This is a genomic window from Pseudomonas sp. FW507-12TSA (assembly GCF_058781435.1).
This window is the reverse complement of sequence record NZ_JBYSWT010000016.1, coordinates 61,070-74,599: the sequence shown is the minus strand read 5'-3', so window position 1 is coordinate 74,599 and position 13,530 is coordinate 61,070. Positions and strand designations below refer to the sequence as shown.

Annotated in this window: 14 protein-coding genes and 2 pseudogenes; 9 read left to right on the top strand and 7 right to left on the bottom strand. The window is 63.7% G+C overall.

Going from position 1 to position 13,530, the window contains the following annotated elements; all coding sequences use genetic code 11:
- The first annotated feature begins 6 nt into the window (after positions 1-6).
- The 4 genes from AC3WK8_RS16715 to AC3WK8_RS16700 are packed head-to-tail and all read left to right on the top strand — an operon-like array spanning position 7 to position 3,906.
- Positions 7-768 carry an SDR family NAD(P)-dependent oxidoreductase gene (locus tag AC3WK8_RS16715; protein ID WP_103325295.1) on the top strand — a complete coding sequence of 254 codons (762 nt, stop codon included), beginning with the start codon at positions 7-9 and terminating at the stop codon, positions 766-768.
- Positions 769-781: 13 nt separating this feature from the next.
- The gene (locus AC3WK8_RS16710; RefSeq protein WP_022644529.1) at positions 782-1,972 is read left to right on the top strand and encodes an acetyl-CoA C-acyltransferase; all 1,191 of its coding nucleotides are present in this window, start codon (positions 782-784) and stop codon (positions 1,970-1,972) included.
- A gap of 12 nt (positions 1,973-1,984) precedes the next feature.
- A complete protein-coding gene (locus AC3WK8_RS16705; RefSeq protein ID WP_085597605.1) occupies positions 1,985-3,112 on the top strand; it encodes an acyl-CoA dehydrogenase in 1,128 nt (375 codons plus the stop codon).
- A gap of 20 nt (positions 3,113-3,132) precedes the next feature.
- On the top strand, positions 3,133-3,906 hold the full coding sequence (locus tag AC3WK8_RS16700; RefSeq protein ID WP_103325294.1) for an enoyl-CoA hydratase: 774 nt from the start codon (positions 3,133-3,135) through the stop codon (positions 3,904-3,906).
- Between the two features lie 138 nt (positions 3,907-4,044).
- Here the strand turns inward: AC3WK8_RS16700 and AC3WK8_RS16695 are convergent, their stop codons facing one another.
- Complete coding sequence (locus tag AC3WK8_RS16695) at positions 4,045-5,196, bottom strand: acyl-CoA dehydrogenase family protein (RefSeq protein ID WP_022644526.1); 1,152 nt, start codon at positions 5,194-5,196, stop codon at positions 4,045-4,047.
- Between the two features lie 4 nt (positions 5,197-5,200).
- Positions 5,201-6,307: an enoyl-CoA hydratase/isomerase family protein gene (locus AC3WK8_RS16690; RefSeq protein WP_103325293.1), complete on the bottom strand. Its 1,107-nt coding sequence runs from the start codon at positions 6,305-6,307 to the stop codon at positions 5,201-5,203.
- A gap of 342 nt (positions 6,308-6,649) precedes the next feature.
- Between AC3WK8_RS16690 and AC3WK8_RS16685 the strand changes: the two are divergent.
- A pseudogene (locus tag AC3WK8_RS16685) lies at positions 6,650-6,931 on the top strand (arginine N-succinyltransferase); the annotation flags it as partial.
- Here AC3WK8_RS16685 and AC3WK8_RS16680 read toward each other — a convergent pair.
- The 3 genes and pseudogenes from AC3WK8_RS16680 to AC3WK8_RS16670 form a co-directional block, all read right to left on the bottom strand.
- A complete protein-coding gene (locus AC3WK8_RS16680; RefSeq protein WP_143494656.1) occupies positions 6,925-7,152 on the bottom strand; it encodes a hypothetical protein in 228 nt (75 codons plus the stop codon). The pseudogene AC3WK8_RS16685 and the gene AC3WK8_RS16680 overlap by 7 nt on opposite strands.
- Before the next feature lie 94 nt (positions 7,153-7,246).
- Complete coding sequence (locus AC3WK8_RS16675) at positions 7,247-7,474, bottom strand: glycosyltransferase (RefSeq protein ID WP_103325292.1); 228 nt, start codon at positions 7,472-7,474, stop codon at positions 7,247-7,249.
- Positions 7,461-7,673: pseudogene (locus AC3WK8_RS16670) on the bottom strand (hypothetical protein); the annotation flags it as partial. The pseudogene AC3WK8_RS16670 and the gene AC3WK8_RS16675, both read right to left, overlap by 14 nt.
- Positions 7,674-7,799: 126 nt before the next feature.
- Between AC3WK8_RS16670 and AC3WK8_RS16665 the strand changes: the two are divergent.
- Entirely contained in the window at positions 7,800-8,663 is an 864-nt protein-coding gene (locus AC3WK8_RS16665) for a LysR family transcriptional regulator (RefSeq protein WP_053130147.1), read from the top strand.
- A 36-nt stretch (positions 8,664-8,699) separates the two neighbouring features.
- Here the strand turns inward: AC3WK8_RS16665 and AC3WK8_RS16660 are convergent, their stop codons facing one another.
- Positions 8,700-9,416 (bottom strand): HPP family protein, encoded by a 717-nt coding sequence (locus AC3WK8_RS16660; RefSeq protein ID WP_103325291.1) that lies wholly within the window; start codon positions 9,414-9,416, stop codon positions 8,700-8,702.
- Positions 9,417-9,469: 53 nt separating this feature from the next.
- The gene (locus AC3WK8_RS16655) at positions 9,470-9,703 is read right to left on the bottom strand and encodes a hypothetical protein (RefSeq protein WP_143494660.1); all 234 of its coding nucleotides are present in this window, start codon (positions 9,701-9,703) and stop codon (positions 9,470-9,472) included.
- A gap of 401 nt (positions 9,704-10,104) precedes the next feature.
- Here AC3WK8_RS16655 and AC3WK8_RS16650 point away from each other — a divergent pair, with 401 nt between their 5' ends.
- Genes AC3WK8_RS16650 through AC3WK8_RS16640 form a run of 3 tightly spaced genes read left to right on the top strand, consistent with a single transcriptional unit; the run spans position 10,105 to position 13,507 of the window.
- Positions 10,105-10,896 carry a hypothetical protein gene (locus AC3WK8_RS16650; RefSeq protein ID WP_085597610.1) on the top strand — a complete coding sequence of 264 codons (792 nt, stop codon included), beginning with the start codon at positions 10,105-10,107 and terminating at the stop codon, positions 10,894-10,896.
- On the top strand, positions 10,896-12,308 hold the full coding sequence (locus AC3WK8_RS16645) for a saccharopine dehydrogenase C-terminal domain-containing protein (RefSeq protein ID WP_103325290.1): 1,413 nt from the start codon (positions 10,896-10,898) through the stop codon (positions 12,306-12,308). Before AC3WK8_RS16650 ends, AC3WK8_RS16645 begins: the two co-directional genes overlap by 1 nt.
- A 17-nt stretch (positions 12,309-12,325) precedes the next feature.
- Complete coding sequence (locus AC3WK8_RS16640; RefSeq protein ID WP_053130135.1) at positions 12,326-13,507, top strand: MFS transporter; 1,182 nt, start codon at positions 12,326-12,328, stop codon at positions 13,505-13,507.
- Positions 13,508-13,530: the final 23 nt, after the last annotated feature.

Genomic DNA, 13,530 nt, shown 5'->3' with positions numbered 1-13,530 from the left:
TGAACGATGCAGATTCAGAACAAGGTTTTTCTCGTCAGTGGTGGTGCCTCGGGCCTCGGTGCGGCCAGCGCTGAAATGCTCGTGGCCGCCGGCGCCAGGGTGATGCTGGTGGACCTCAATGCCGAGGCCGTGGCGGCCAAGGCGCAGCAGTTGGGATGCCAGAGCGTGGTCGCCGATATCAGTCAGGAAGCAGCAGCCGAAGCGGCGGTCCAGGCGACGGTCCAGGCCTTCGGCGGGCTCCATGGCCTGGTCAGCTGTGCCGGCATCGTGCGGGGCGAGAAGATCCTCGGCAAGAACGGTCCCCATGCCCTGGCGAGCTTCGCCCACGTGATCAACGTCAACCTGATCGGCAGTTTCAACCTGATGCGCCTGGCGGCCGCGGCCATCGCCGAAGGCCAGGCCGATGCCGAAGGCGAGCGCGGGGTGATCATCAATACCGCTTCCGTCGCTGCCTTCGACGGGCAGATCGGCCAAGCAGCCTACGCCGCTTCCAAGGGCGCCGTGGCCAGCCTGACCCTGCCGGCGGCCCGCGAGCTGGCGCGCTTCGGTATCCGGGTGATGACCATTGCCCCGGGGATTTTCGAAACACCGATGATGGCCGGCATGAGCGACGAGGTCCGGGCCTCCCTGGCCGCAGGCGTGCCATTCCCACCGCGCCTGGGCAAACCTGCCGAGTACGCCGCGCTGGTACGGCATATCATTGAAAACAGCATGCTCAACGGCGAGGTGATCCGTCTCGACGGCGCCTTGCGCATGGCCGCCAAGTAAGGAGGATTTCATCATGTCCATTGCCCAAGATCCGATTGTCATCGTCAGCGCCGTACGTACCCCCATGGGGGGCTTCCAGGGCGAATTGAAAGGCCTCAGCGCGCCACAGCTGGGTGCCGAGGCCATCCGCGCCGCCGTGCAGCGGGCCGGGGTCGCCGCCGACAGCGTGGAAGAAGTGCTGTTCGGTTGCGTGCTGTCCGCCGGCCTCGGCCAGGCTCCGGCGCGCCAGGCGGCCCTGGGAGCCGGTCTGGACAAAGGCACCCGTTGTACCACCCTGAACAAGATGTGCGGCTCGGGCATGGAGGCCACCATCCTGGCCCACGACATGCTGCTGGCCGGCAGTGCCGAGGTGGTGATCGCCGGCGGCATGGAGAGCATGTCCAACGCCCCGTACCTGCTGGACCGCGCTCGGGCCGGCTACCGCATGGGCCATGGCAAGGTGCTGGACCACATGTTCCTCGATGGCCTGGAAGACGCCTACGACAAGGGCCGGCTGATGGGCACCTTCGCCGAGGACTGCGCCGAGGCCAACGGTTTTACCCGCCAGGTCCAGGACGAGTTCGCCATAGCGTCGCTGACCCGTGCCCAGCAAGCGATCAAGGATGGCCTGTTCAAGGACGAGATCGTTCCCCTGCAAGTGACCATCGGCAAGGAGTCCCGGCTGATCAGCGATGACGAGCAGCCGCCCAAGGCCAAGCTGGACAAGATCGCCAGCCTCAAGCCGGCGTTCCGCGAAGGTGGCAGCGTGACGGCCGCCAACTCCAGCTCGATTTCCGACGGCGCCGCGGCGCTGCTGCTGATGCGCCGTTCCGAAGCGCAGAAGCGCGGGCTCAAGCCACTGGCGGTGATCCATGGCCATGCGGCCTTCGCCGATACCCCGGGCCTGTTCCCGGTGGCTCCGGTCGGCGCCATCGAGCGCCTGATGAAGAAGACCGGCTGGTCCCTGGACCAAGTGGACCTGTTCGAGATCAACGAGGCTTTCGCCGTGGTCAGCCTGGTGACCATGAGCAAGCTGGAAATCCCCCATGACAAGGTCAACGTGCACGGCGGTGCCTGCGCCCTGGGCCATCCGATCGGCGCCTCCGGCGCGCGGATCCTGGTGACCCTGCTCTCGGCCCTGCGCCAGAAGGGCCTCAAGCGTGGCGTGGCCGCGATCTGCATCGGCGGTGGCGAAGCCACGGCCATGGCCATCGAATGCCTGTAACGAGGACCTGCCATGTTGCCCAATGACGAACAACAACAGATCAGCGATGCGGCCCGGCTATTCGCCCAGGAGCGTCTCAAGCCTTTTGCCGCTGACTGGGACCGCGAGCATCGCTTTCCCAGGGAAGCCATTGCCGAGATGGCCGAAATGGGCTTCTTCGGCATGCTGGTGCCAGAGCAGTGGGGCGGTTGCGACACCGGTTACCTGGCCTATGCCATGGCCTTGGAGGAAGTCGCCGCCGGCGATGGCGCCTGTTCCACCATCATGAGTGTGCACAACTCGGTGGGTTGCGTGCCGATCCTCAAGTTTGGCAATGATGACCAGAAGGAGCGCTTCCTCAAGCCCCTGGCCAGCGGCAGCATGCTCGGGGCCTTCGCCCTGACCGAACCCCAGGCCGGTTCCGATGCCAGCAGCCTGAAGACCCGGGCCCGCCGCGACGGCGACCACTATGTTCTCAACGGCTGCAAGCAGTTCATCACCTCGGGGCAGAACGCCGGGGTGGTGATCGTCTTCGCGGTCACTGATCCGGCGGCGGGCAAGCGCGGTATCAGCGCGTTCATCGTGCCCACCGACGCGCCGGGCTATAAGGTCGCGCGGATCGAGGACAAGCTCGGCCAGCACGCTTCCGACACCTGCCAGATCCTCTTCGAGGATGTGAAGGTGCCGGTGGCCAACCGCCTGGGGGCGGAGGGCGAGGGCTACAAGATCGCCCTGGCCAACCTCGAAGGCGGCCGGGTCGGTATCGCTTCGCAATCGGTGGGCATGGCTCGCGCCGCGTTCGAGGCGGCGCGCGACTACGCCCGCGAGCGCGAGACCTTCGGCCAGCCGATCATCGAGCACCAGGCCGTGGCTTTCCGCCTGGCGGACATGGCCACCCAGATCGCCGTGGCGCGGCAGATGGTGCATTACGCCGCCGCGCTGCGCGACAGCGGCAAGCCGGCCCTGGTGGAGGCCTCGATGGCCAAGCTGTTCGCCTCGGAGATGGCCGAGAAGGTCTGTTCCGCGGCCTTGCAAACCCTGGGCGGCTATGGCTATTTGAGCGACTTCCCGCTGGAGCGGATCTACCGTGATGTACGGATCTGCCAGATCTATGAAGGCACCAGCGACATTCAGCGCATGGTCATTTCGCGCAATCTCTGACTTTTAGCAGGAGCTGATTCATGAGCTACGAAACCATTCTGTTGGATATCAAGGATCGGGTCGGCCTGATCACCCTCAACCGCCCGCAAGCCTTGAACGCGCTCAACGCGCAGATCGTCGGCGAGATCAACCAGGCCCTGGATCGCCTGGAAGCCGACCCGCAGATCGGCTGCATCGTCATCACCGGCTCGAAGAAAGCCTTCGCCGCCGGCGCCGACATCAAGGAAATGGCTGAGCTGAGCTATCCGCAGATCTATCTCGACGACCTGTTCAGCGACAGCGACCGGGTGGCCAACCGGCGCAAGCCGATCATCGCCGCGGTCAATGGCTTTGCCTTGGGTGGCGGTTGCGAACTGGCACTGATGTGCGACTTCATCCTGGCCGGCGACAACGCCAAGTTCGGCCAGCCGGAAATCAACCTCGGCGTGCTGCCGGGCATGGGCGGCACCCAGCGCCTGACCCGCGCCGTGGGCAAGGCCAAGGCGATGGAACTGTGCCTGACGGGACGTTTCATCGACGCCGTGGAAGCTGAGCGTTGCGGCATCGTCGCGCGTATCGTGCCGGCCGACGAGTTGGTGGAAGAAGCACTGAAGGTCGCCGCGCTGATCGCCGGCAAGTCGGTGCCGGTGAGCATGATGATCAAGGAAAGCGTGAACCGCGCTTTCGAGGTCAGCCTGTCCGAAGGCGTGCGCTTCGAGCGCCGGGTATTCCACGCTGCCTTCGCCACCCAGGACCAGAAGGAAGGCATGGCCGCCTTCATCGCCAAGCGCGAGCCGCAGTTCAAGGACCGCTGAGGCGGTTCGCGGCGATAAAAAAATCGCAGCTTTAGCTGCGATTTTTTTGTGTCTTCAAGAATGCTATCGCGGGCATGGTACTCCTGCAGGGGCATGGTTTCCCTGCAGGAGCGCCATGCCCGCGATACTTTTACTCGATCAGACCAGGTAGTGCTTCAACTCGCGGGCGATCAGCATGCGCTGGATCTCGCTGGAGCCTTCGTAGATCTGGGTGATCCTTGCGTCGCGGTAGTAGCGTTCCACCGGGTAGTCCTCCAGATAGCCATAGCCGCCGTGGATCTGCATGGCCGAAGAGCAGACCTTCTCGGCCATCTCCGAGGCGAACAGCTTGGCCTGGGAGGCTTCGGACAGGCAGGGCTGGCCGGCGCTGCGCAGGCGGGCGGCATGCAGGATCAGCAGGCGCGCGGCGTTGATCCGGGTGTGCATGTCCGCCAGCAGGTTGGCGATGCTCTGGTGCTCGATGATCGGCTTGCCGAACTGCACCCGGTCGCGGGCATAAGCCAGGGACGCTTCGAAGGCAGCCCGGGCGATCCCCAAGGCCTGGGCGGCGATGCCGATGCGCCCGCCTTCGAGGTTGGACAGGGCGATGGCCAGGCCCTTGCCGCGTTCGCCCAGCAGGTTGGCGGCCGGCACGCTGCACTGGTTGAGGGTCACGGCGCAGGTGTCGGAGGCGCGGATGCCCATCTTGTGCTCGGTGCGGTCGACGATGAAGCCCGGGGTGTCGGTGGGGACCAGGAATGCCGACAGGCCTTTCTTGCCCAACTCCGGATCGGTGACGGCGAAGACGATGGCCAGTTGCGCACGCTTGCCGTTGCTGACGAACTGCTTGGCGCCGTTGATCACCCATTGGCCGTCGCGCAGTTCGGCGCGGGTCTTGAGGTTGTGGGCCTCGGAGCCGGCCTGGGGTTCGGTCAGGCAGAAGCAGCCAATGGCCTCGCCACTGGCCAGGCGTGGCAGCCAGGCCTGCTTCTGCTCTTGGCTGCCGTAGTTGAGGATCGGCCCGCAACCCACCGAGTTGTGGATGCTCATCAGGGCGCCGGTGGCGCCGTCGCCAGCGGCGATCTCTTCCACGGCCAGGGCATAGGCCACGTAGTCCAGGTAGCTGCCGCCCCATTGTTCGGGGACTACCATGCCCAGCAGGCCCAGTTCACCCATCTTGCGGACCAGGGCGTCGTCGATCCAGCCGGCCTTTTCCCAGGCCTGGGCATGGGGCGCGATTTCGCCGCGGGCGAAATCCCGGGCCATGTCGCGGATCATCACTTGTTCTTCGGTCAATTCGATGTCGTGCATGAGTTCAGCTCCCGCTGCCGTCGAAACCGCTGAAGAAGCTCGCTACCCGGTCGGCCTCGAGGGCTGCCAGGGTTGGCGGATTCCAGTGCGGGGTCTTGTCTTTGTCGATGATCAGGGCACGCACGCCCTCCATCAGGTCGCCACGCTCGAACCACTGGCGGTCCAGGTGCAGCTCCAGCTCGAAGCATTGTTCCAGGGCCAGGTGCCGGCCCTGGCGCAGCATCTTGAGGGTCACGGCCATGGCCAGTGGCGAACGGGTCTCGAGCAGGTCGGCGGTGGCCAGTGCCCATTCGTGGCTATCGGCCACGCTCACGCTGCGCAGTTGCTCGACGATGGCTGGCATGTCGGGCAGGGCGAAGAAATGGTCGATGGCCGGGCGCAGGCTGGCCAATGGCGCGTCGGGCAGGGCCTGGACGCCAAGCTTGGCCAGCAGCCCCTGCAGGTCCTTGAGCGGCGAATGGCTCCACTGCAGGCGGTCCAGGCGCTGGTCGAGCAGGGCCAGCTTGTCGCTTTCCAGGTGCCAGTCGGCCAGGCCGCAATACAGGGCGTCGGCAGCGCGGATCTGCACGCCGCTGACCCCCAGGTAGGTGCCCAGCTCGCCGGGGATGCGTGAGAGGAAATAACTGCCGCCGACGTCCGGGAAATAACCGATGGCCACTTCCGGCATCGCCAGGCGGCTGCGTTCGGTCACCACCCGCAGATCCGCACCTTGCACCAGGCCCATGCCGCCGCCGAGGACGAAACCGTCCATCAGCGCCAGCACCGGCTTGCGGTAATGATGGATCGCCAGGTCCAGGGCGTACTCCTCGACGAAGAACTCTTCGTGCAGGGTGCCGCCGCTCTTGTAGCTGTCGTACAGCGAGCGGATATCGCCGCCGGCGCAAAAGGCTTTTTCACCGGCGCCGCGCAGCACCACTGCATGGATTTCCGGAGCCTGGGCCCAGGCATCCAGTTGCCGTTGCAAGGTACGCACCATGGACAGGGTGATGGCGTTGAGACCGGCGGGGCGATTGAGGGTCAGGTGGCCGATGTGGTTGCGCACCTCGACCAGCACCTCGTCCTGAGGCGCATCGAGTTCCCGGGCCGTGTGGGATGAAACCTGAGCAGTCATCACTAACTCCCTGCTTTTATTGTCTTTATATGAGGCTCGCGGACGAGCATCGGCGGATCGTATCAGTGCAAATTTGCCTTGTACAACCCGGAAAGCTGCAGTTTGGCTGTGCATTTTTGCATGGTCGCACCAGCCTCGAGAACACGTGGTGGAGGCCCCTGCAGCGGGGCCTGCAGCCTTGGCCCGAGCACTGGGGACAGCGTGTCGAGGCTCGCCAGCCGCGGCGGAAAAAAACCATGGATGCTCTTGATCTGGACCCGGTTTCCAGTGTGCGCCGTCACTATGCTGGTGCGCCATCACTGTCGTGCCTGTTCCATCCCGACCCTGCTGGAGGCCCTTGTCATGATCGTTCGTCCCGCATCCCTGGCCGACCTGCCGGCTCTCTTGCTCCTGGCCCGCAGCGCCGGGGCCGGCCTCACCACCTTGCCCGCCGATGCCGGGCGCCTCGGCCAGCGCCTGGAGTGGGCGCACAGGACCTTCGCCGGGCAGGCCGAACGGGCCGACGCCGATTACCTGTTCGTGCTCGAGGACTCCCAGGGCCAGGTGGTGGGCATCTGCGCCCTGGCGGGGGCAGTAGGCATGCGCGAACCCTGGTACAACTACCGCCTCGGCAGGAACTACAGCGGCCGGCGCTTGACCTCGACCAGCGCGGCGCCGATGTATTCGCCGACCATGGCGATGCCTACCAGGGCCATGTCCATGGCGCCGAGGATCAGATGATCGATGCTGAAATCGTCGGCGAACCACTGGTGCAACAGATAGGAACAGGTCAGCAGCAGGGTGGCCAGGCTAAGCACGCTGAACCAGCGCAGGGGCTTGTGGGAAAAGGCCAGGACTCCCTCCATCGCCAGGTCCACTTCATCAGCTTGTAGTAGAGCTGGGCGCTCAGGCGCTTGCCGGCGGACATTGCCGATTCCTTGCCGAAGTTGCGGCTCAAGTTCAAGCAACGCACCCGGGGGGCGCGCGGCAGAACTGTTCCAGCAGTTCGTAACTTCCGTCATGGCTGCCGTCGTGGACATACAGGACTTCATAGACCACCGGCAGGGCGCTCAGTACCAACATCAAGCGATGGTGGAATTCCGGTAATACATGGGCTTCGTTGTAACAGCAGACAATGACGCTGATGAGTTGCTGATGGTCTACTTGCACATGGCTAGGCAGTTTCATTTTTAAACGTCCAGGTCCGGTTGATCCAGTAGCTGCCCAAGGTCGGGCAGAAAGTAATCAGTAATTGCGTCGATAACGGCAAGTACCGTGCCAGGGCCAGCAGGCACAGCATCAGCAAGGCATTGCCGAGGTTGTAGGCCGCGGCCGTCACGCAGAAGCGCAAGGCCTGGTCGCTGCGAGCCCGGTAGTCGCCCCGGGGAAAGGTCCAGCGCTAGTTGCCCTGGTAGCTGAGCCAGGTTCCCAGGCCGGCGCCCAGCAAACTGGCCAACAGCGCCGGCAGGCGGGCCGCTACAATGGCGCTCGACTTTGATGCTCTCGAGGCAGTATGGATATCGACCTGGCCCGCACCTTCCTGGAAATCGTTCGCAGCGGCAGCCTGATCGCCGCTGCCGAGCGCCTGCACCTGACCCAGACCGCCATCAGTGCCCGAGTACAGAACCTGGAGGGGCAGCTCAACTGCAAGCTACTGGTGCGCAACCGGGCCGGGGCCCGGCCCACGGCCGATGGCGAAGCCTTCATCGCCTACGCCAACCAACTGGTGCAGACCTGGGAAGCGGCCCAGCGCGACCTGCCGCTCCTGGCGGGTTATCGCAATGTGCTGCATGTCGGCGGCGAATTGAGCCTGTGCAATCCGTTGATGCTGCACTGGGTCCGGCGCCTGCGCCAGGCTTTGCCCAACCATGCGGTGCGGACCCAGATCGGCGATGGCGCGAGCTTGCAGCGTCAATTGGAGTTGGGCGTGCTGGATGCGGCGCTGGTGTTCCAGCCGCTGTACTCGCCAGGCTTGCAGGTTGAGCAACTGCTGGAGGAAAAACTGATCCTGGTGCGCCTGGCCGGACGCCCGGAGCCCTATGTGTATATCGACTGGGGCGAGGATTTCCGGCGCCAGCACGACGCCGCGCTGCCTGAACAGGCCAAGGCCGCAGTGGGTTTCAACCTTGGGCCCTTGGCGCTGCAGTTCATCCTCGATTCCGGCGGCAGTGGCTACTTCCGTACCCGGGTGGTCCAGAGCTACCTGGACAGCGGCGTGCTGGAGCGAGTGGAGAAGGCCCCGGAGTTCAGTTTCCCCACCTACCTGCTATATGCCCGGGAGCGTGATTCGGCTTCCTTGCAGCAAGCCTTCGAGGTCTTGCGCGAAGTGATCGGACAGGACACCGACTGGTCCCAGCGCTGGTCGCCGATCATCTGACGGGCGTTTCGGCCTGGGCCAGCGGCAAGCGCCGCCTCAGGGGTGTGGCTCGGGAGCCGAGGCCAGCACCTGGCCGATGCTGCGACGCCGGGCATGGGCCTCGCTGGCGTGAACCAGCTGCTCGAGATCCTCGGGCGTGACGTCGAAGAACTCTTCCATTTCCTCCAGGGCCAGCTTCAGGTCGGCGGCGGTGATCGCCAGGCTGTCGGCGGCAGAGGATGGAACCAGGACGGCCGGCGGCTCGCTCGGCCCCTTGGGGTAGCGGGTGCGGGTCAGGTTGTTATAGGCCAGGGCGCTGGCCAGCAGGCTGGCGGCGGCCAGCATCACCGGCCCCAGCTCCAGCCAGCCCAGGGCGATGCTGTCCGGATCGGCCAGCACCAGGGTCAGGGCCACCGCACCAGCGGGCGGATGCAAGCAACGTAGCCAGCACATCAGCACCACTGCCATGCCCGCAGCCAGGCAGGCGCTGCCCAGGCTGCGCCCCAGAACCTGGGCCACCAATAGCGCCATTACCGCGGCGCACAGGTAGCCGCCAAGGATCGACCAGGGTTGCGCCAGGGCCCCGGAGGACACTGCAAACAGCAGCACCGCCGAGGCGCCGAGGGGGCCGATCAGGTGCACGGCCACGGGCATGCCGAACACCTGGGCGCAGAACCAGACACTGAACAGGGTCCCCAGGGCCATGCCGATGGCGGCGCGGCTCCATTCCAGGGGGCGGGTATTGATGGCGGCGGGTTTCCAGCGGGCGAACATCGACAAAAAAGATCCATTTCCAGACGGCGGGCAAAAAGAAGGGCTTGTCTGGATCACCAGAAAGCCCTTGAACGTTCCAACATTTGGGGGAGGAACGGGCGCAGTTTGCCGCTGAATGCCCTGGCTGGCAAATTCATAATAATGCTGCTTAAGTGCAGTTTTTTTGCACTTAAATCCCGCCCCCGCCAAGCGGCTGAAGTTGTCTGGTAGCGCATCGACGAGCTCAAGATGAATCGGTTCAGGGCTGCATCCGGCTTCACGGCAATGGGATTCTGCTGGCAGGTCATGGTGTATCGCCGGCAACTTATGACATCCCTGCCAGTCGACGAATATCGCCCCCTGATGGAGTTGCACAAACGTTATAGCAACTCTTTTAACTACTGAATTAAAAGCGGCGATGTTCTTCGCCTGCGCAATTCGAACTCCCTTCGAACCGGTCGCGATCACGTTATATCGATATTTAATAGCGCTAGTTGCGCAGGCAAATGTTTCATTGTAAGAATTGCCGGGTCATATGGGTCGACGCTTCGAGGGCCGGGTAGTACTCAGGCTGGCTACTTTGACTTTCTGCAAGCTATCAGGACGATAACCCATGAATGACGATGCACTTCTGGATGAAGTAAAAAGCTGGTTTATCAATTGTTTAGGTTGTGCGGCCGGAAGACGAGAGTTCAGCAAGAATCGCTACATGCTGGCTATCGCGCGCACTACGCAGGATGCCCGGGACATCTTCGATGATTACGTCCGGGCCCTGGAGGCCCGCGAGACGGTGGCCTGCCTGATCATCTGCCCGACCACCAGCCAAGAGCAGAAGTCCTACAGCGTGGCCCAGGAGGTACGGCGCCTGTCGGCGCTGTTCAGTCCCCTTGGCGAGTTCTCCGCCGAGGAGCTGGCGACAGGCAAGGCGCTGAACAAGAAGCTCTACCTGACCTGTCCGGTTACCAACGCCAAGATATTGTTCGAGGACTTCGATGCGGTGGCGTTCTGTCCGCAGTCGGATGATATCGACGATGAACTTTACGACCCGTTGATGGCGGCGCCCATTCCCGCCGTCAACTTCAACTCGGATGTATATGCCTTCTCGATGTTCTGTCGCGACATGAGTTTGCAGAAGTTTCAGCGAGAAGTCTTCGAGTTGTCGGCGACGCAACGCGGCGAACTCTACAAGATGGTGCTGCATGGCTGGCAGAGCATTGCACAAAGGACCCTGGACAATTACATCAAGATGACCGATGTAAGCAAATGCCCGGTCTACCTGCATGACGACAACCAGTACTGGTTCGCCAACCATCAGGACCCGGCCTTTGCCGAATCCGTGAAGGAGCTGTATCGGCATGACATGCCGTTGATCTATGTCCCGAAGATCTTCTGCGAGTGGGAACAGTACTTCAGCGTCGGCCGTATCCCGGACTTCAGCGAAACTGCCACGGCTGGCAGCCAACACCTGGAAGAGCCTGTATCCAGCATTGAGGTGGTGTGATGAGTCAGGACGCTAGTTTCTCCGCAAAGTTGGTTTTCATCGGTTTTGGCTCCATCGCCAGGGCCACCCTTGGGTTGTTCATGAAAACCCGTCAGTTCGACCTGGCGCAGGTGGTGGTGATCGCCCCGGATCTCAAGCAGCACCAGCCGTTCGTTGCGCTGGGAGTCGACTTCATCAATCTGGCCCTGACCCCGGACAATCTCCACAGCGTGTTGCGCGATGTAGTGGCGCCGGGAGACTTCATCGTCAACCTGTCGGTCAATGTCAGCAGCGCCGAGCTGATTCGGCTCGCCCACGAACAAGGCGCGCTGTACCTGGATACTTGCATCGAGCCCTGGGAGGGCCTCTACGACTCCCCGAGCCTGACCACCTCGCAGCGCTCCAACTACGCCCTGCGTGATCAGTTGCTGGCCCTGGCAGAGGAACTCGGCCCGGGCCCCACTGCGGTGCTCACCCATGGCGCCAACCCCGGGCTGGTCTCGCACTTCGTCAAGGCGGCGCTGCTGGAGCTGGCCGGGAAACTGGCGGTCGCGGTGCCCAGGGGCGACGGCGAGCCGGCCTGGAACGAGTTGGCGATGGCGTTGAACGTCAAGGTGATCCACATCGCCGAGCGCGATACCCAGCGCTCCACGCAAATCAAGTCCGACGGCGAGTTCGTCAATACCTGGTCGGTCGATGGCTTCATCAGCGAGGCCGGCCAACCGGCGGAGCTGGGCTGGGGTTCCCACGAAAGGACCTGGCCGCCGTTCGCCCGGCATCACCAGTTCGGGTCGAACAACGCGATCTACCTCGAACGCCCGGGGGCTTCGGTTCCCGTCAAGACCTGGACGCCCAACGGCGGCCCTTGCACTGGCCTGCTGATCACCCATAACGAAGCCATCTCGATTCCGGACTTCCTGGCGGTCAAGGACAACGACGTGCTGCTCTACCGTCCCACCGTGCACTACGCCTACCACCCTTGCGACGATGCCTTGCTATCGGTGCATGAGTACATCGGTCGCGGCTGGCGGGCCCAGGACAGCAAGCGGATCATGGCCGACGAAATCGCCTCTGGCGGGGTCGATGCCCTTGGGGTGTTGCTCATGGGGCACGGGCTGAACGCCTATTGGTATGGGTCGATCCTGAGCATCGACCAGGCCCGGCAGATCGCCCCCTTCAATACCGCCACCAGCCTGCAGGTCGCGGCGGGAGTGTATTCGGGCATCATCTGGGCGATCGAGAACCCAGCGCGAGGGATAGTCGAACCGGAGCAGATGGACCATCGCCGGGTACTGGAGATCGCCTTGCCGTTTCTTGGGCGACTCGAAGGCATCCAGACCGACTGGACGCCGCTGGACACCACCAACGCCCTGTTCCATAAACCCGAGGGCGATTTCTGTCCCTGGCAGTTCGAGCACTTCACGGCTATCTAGACAAGGTCGGCACCTCCATGGAAAACCCTGGCATCGAGTACACGGACAAGCAGCGTTGGCTGGCCCTGACCAAGATCAACACACTGTCGGTACTTTCACAGGTCGTGCAAATCGGCACCATCACGCCCTTGCTGTCGCTGTCACTGGAGCAGCAGGGCGTGCAGCCGGCCAAGATCGGGGTGATCGTCAGTGCCTCGTGGATCGCGATCCTGTTGCTGTACAAGATCGTCCCGCGTCTGTTGGGACACCTGGGACTGGTCAAGGCCAATATCCTCAGCGCGGCGTTGACCATCGCCGCGCTGATCGGCATGACCTTGACCCGCAACCTGGCGCTGATCTTCGCCCTGAACTTTGTCCTGGGGATAGGCCTGATCCTGCGCTGGATCGCCTGCGACACCTGGATCGTCTCGGTGGCGTCGCGTAACGAGCGCGGCCGGGCGATCGGCGTGCATGAAACGCTCATGGGCCTGGGGATCGCGGTAGGTCCGCTGTTGCTGGTGGTGTTCGGCGTCGGCAGCGTCGTGCCTTACTACGCCTGTGCGACCATCGTACTGGTCTCGGGCGTGCTGGCCCTGACCTTGAAAGAGCACGATACGCAGCCCCAGACGCCGGCGCACAAGCATCACGCGAAGCTGTTCGGCCTGATCCCCCTGGCCCTGTGCGGGGCCTTCATCGCCGGGTTCGCCGAAACCTCCTCGGTGTCGTTCCTGGCCGGCTATAGCCTTTCCACGGGATATGCCCTGACCGCAGCGACGCTGCTGATCTCGGTGTTCGGTATTGGCGGCACGGTCCTGCAGTTGCCCATTGGCTGGATCGCCGATCGCACCTCCTGCAAGACCGGGCAATTGCTCTGCGGCCTGGTCTTGCTGCTGGGCACGGTGGCGATTCCGTTCAGCCAGCCGTTGCCCTGGTTGGCGACCCTGATCGTCTTCTTCTGGGGGGCCGCGATCGGCGGCATGAATACGCTGGCGGTGATCGAGGCGGGGCACCGGGTTGGCGAGCACCAGGTGTCCACGGCCATGACCGCCATTGCCATGTTCTACACCCTGGGCAGCGTACTGGGGCCGATCATCACCGGTGCCACTGTGTCTTACGTCAGCTCGCACGGACTGATGATTTCGGTTGGCGTGGTGGGGGTGTTTTTCGTGGCGCTATTGGCGCTGCGCCGGACGGCCACGGTGCAACTCGAGGGGCAATAGCCGCTCAAGTGAGCCACGCCTGC

Excerpts from the sequence above, each read along its gene's own strand:
- AC3WK8_RS16650 (WP_085597610.1), top strand. The coding sequence starts at position 10,105 with ATGCTGGCTATCGCGCGCACTACGCAGGATGCCCGGGACATCTTCGAT.
- AC3WK8_RS16715 (WP_103325295.1), top strand. The coding sequence starts at position 7 with ATGCAGATTCAGAACAAGGTTTTTCTCGTCAGTGGTGGTGCCTCGGGC.
- AC3WK8_RS16680 (WP_143494656.1), bottom strand. The coding sequence starts at position 7,152 with ATGGAGGGAGTCCTGGCCTTTTCCCACAAGCCCCTGCGCTGGTTCAGC.
- AC3WK8_RS16700 (WP_103325294.1), top strand. The coding sequence starts at position 3,133 with ATGAGCTACGAAACCATTCTGTTGGATATCAAGGATCGGGTCGGCCTG.
- AC3WK8_RS16695 (WP_022644526.1), bottom strand. The coding sequence starts at position 5,196 with ATGCACGACATCGAATTGACCGAAGAACAAGTGATGATCCGCGACATG.
- AC3WK8_RS16660 (WP_103325291.1), bottom strand. The coding sequence starts at position 9,416 with ATGTTCGCCCGCTGGAAACCCGCCGCCATCAATACCCGCCCCCTGGAA.
- AC3WK8_RS16710 (WP_022644529.1), top strand. The coding sequence starts at position 782 with ATGTCCATTGCCCAAGATCCGATTGTCATCGTCAGCGCCGTACGTACC.
- AC3WK8_RS16690 (WP_103325293.1), bottom strand. The coding sequence starts at position 6,307 with ATGACTGCTCAGGTTTCATCCCACACGGCCCGGGAACTCGATGCGCCT.
- AC3WK8_RS16655 (WP_143494660.1), bottom strand. The coding sequence starts at position 9,703 with ATGACCTGCCAGCAGAATCCCATTGCCGTGAAGCCGGATGCAGCCCTG.
- AC3WK8_RS16675 (WP_103325292.1), bottom strand. The coding sequence starts at position 7,474 with ATGAAACTGCCTAGCCATGTGCAAGTAGACCATCAGCAACTCATCAGC.
- AC3WK8_RS16645 (WP_103325290.1), top strand. The coding sequence starts at position 10,896 with ATGAGTCAGGACGCTAGTTTCTCCGCAAAGTTGGTTTTCATCGGTTTT.
- AC3WK8_RS16705 (WP_085597605.1), top strand. The coding sequence starts at position 1,985 with ATGTTGCCCAATGACGAACAACAACAGATCAGCGATGCGGCCCGGCTA.
- AC3WK8_RS16640 (WP_053130135.1), top strand. The coding sequence starts at position 12,326 with ATGGAAAACCCTGGCATCGAGTACACGGACAAGCAGCGTTGGCTGGCC.
- AC3WK8_RS16665 (WP_053130147.1), top strand. The coding sequence starts at position 7,800 with ATGGATATCGACCTGGCCCGCACCTTCCTGGAAATCGTTCGCAGCGGC.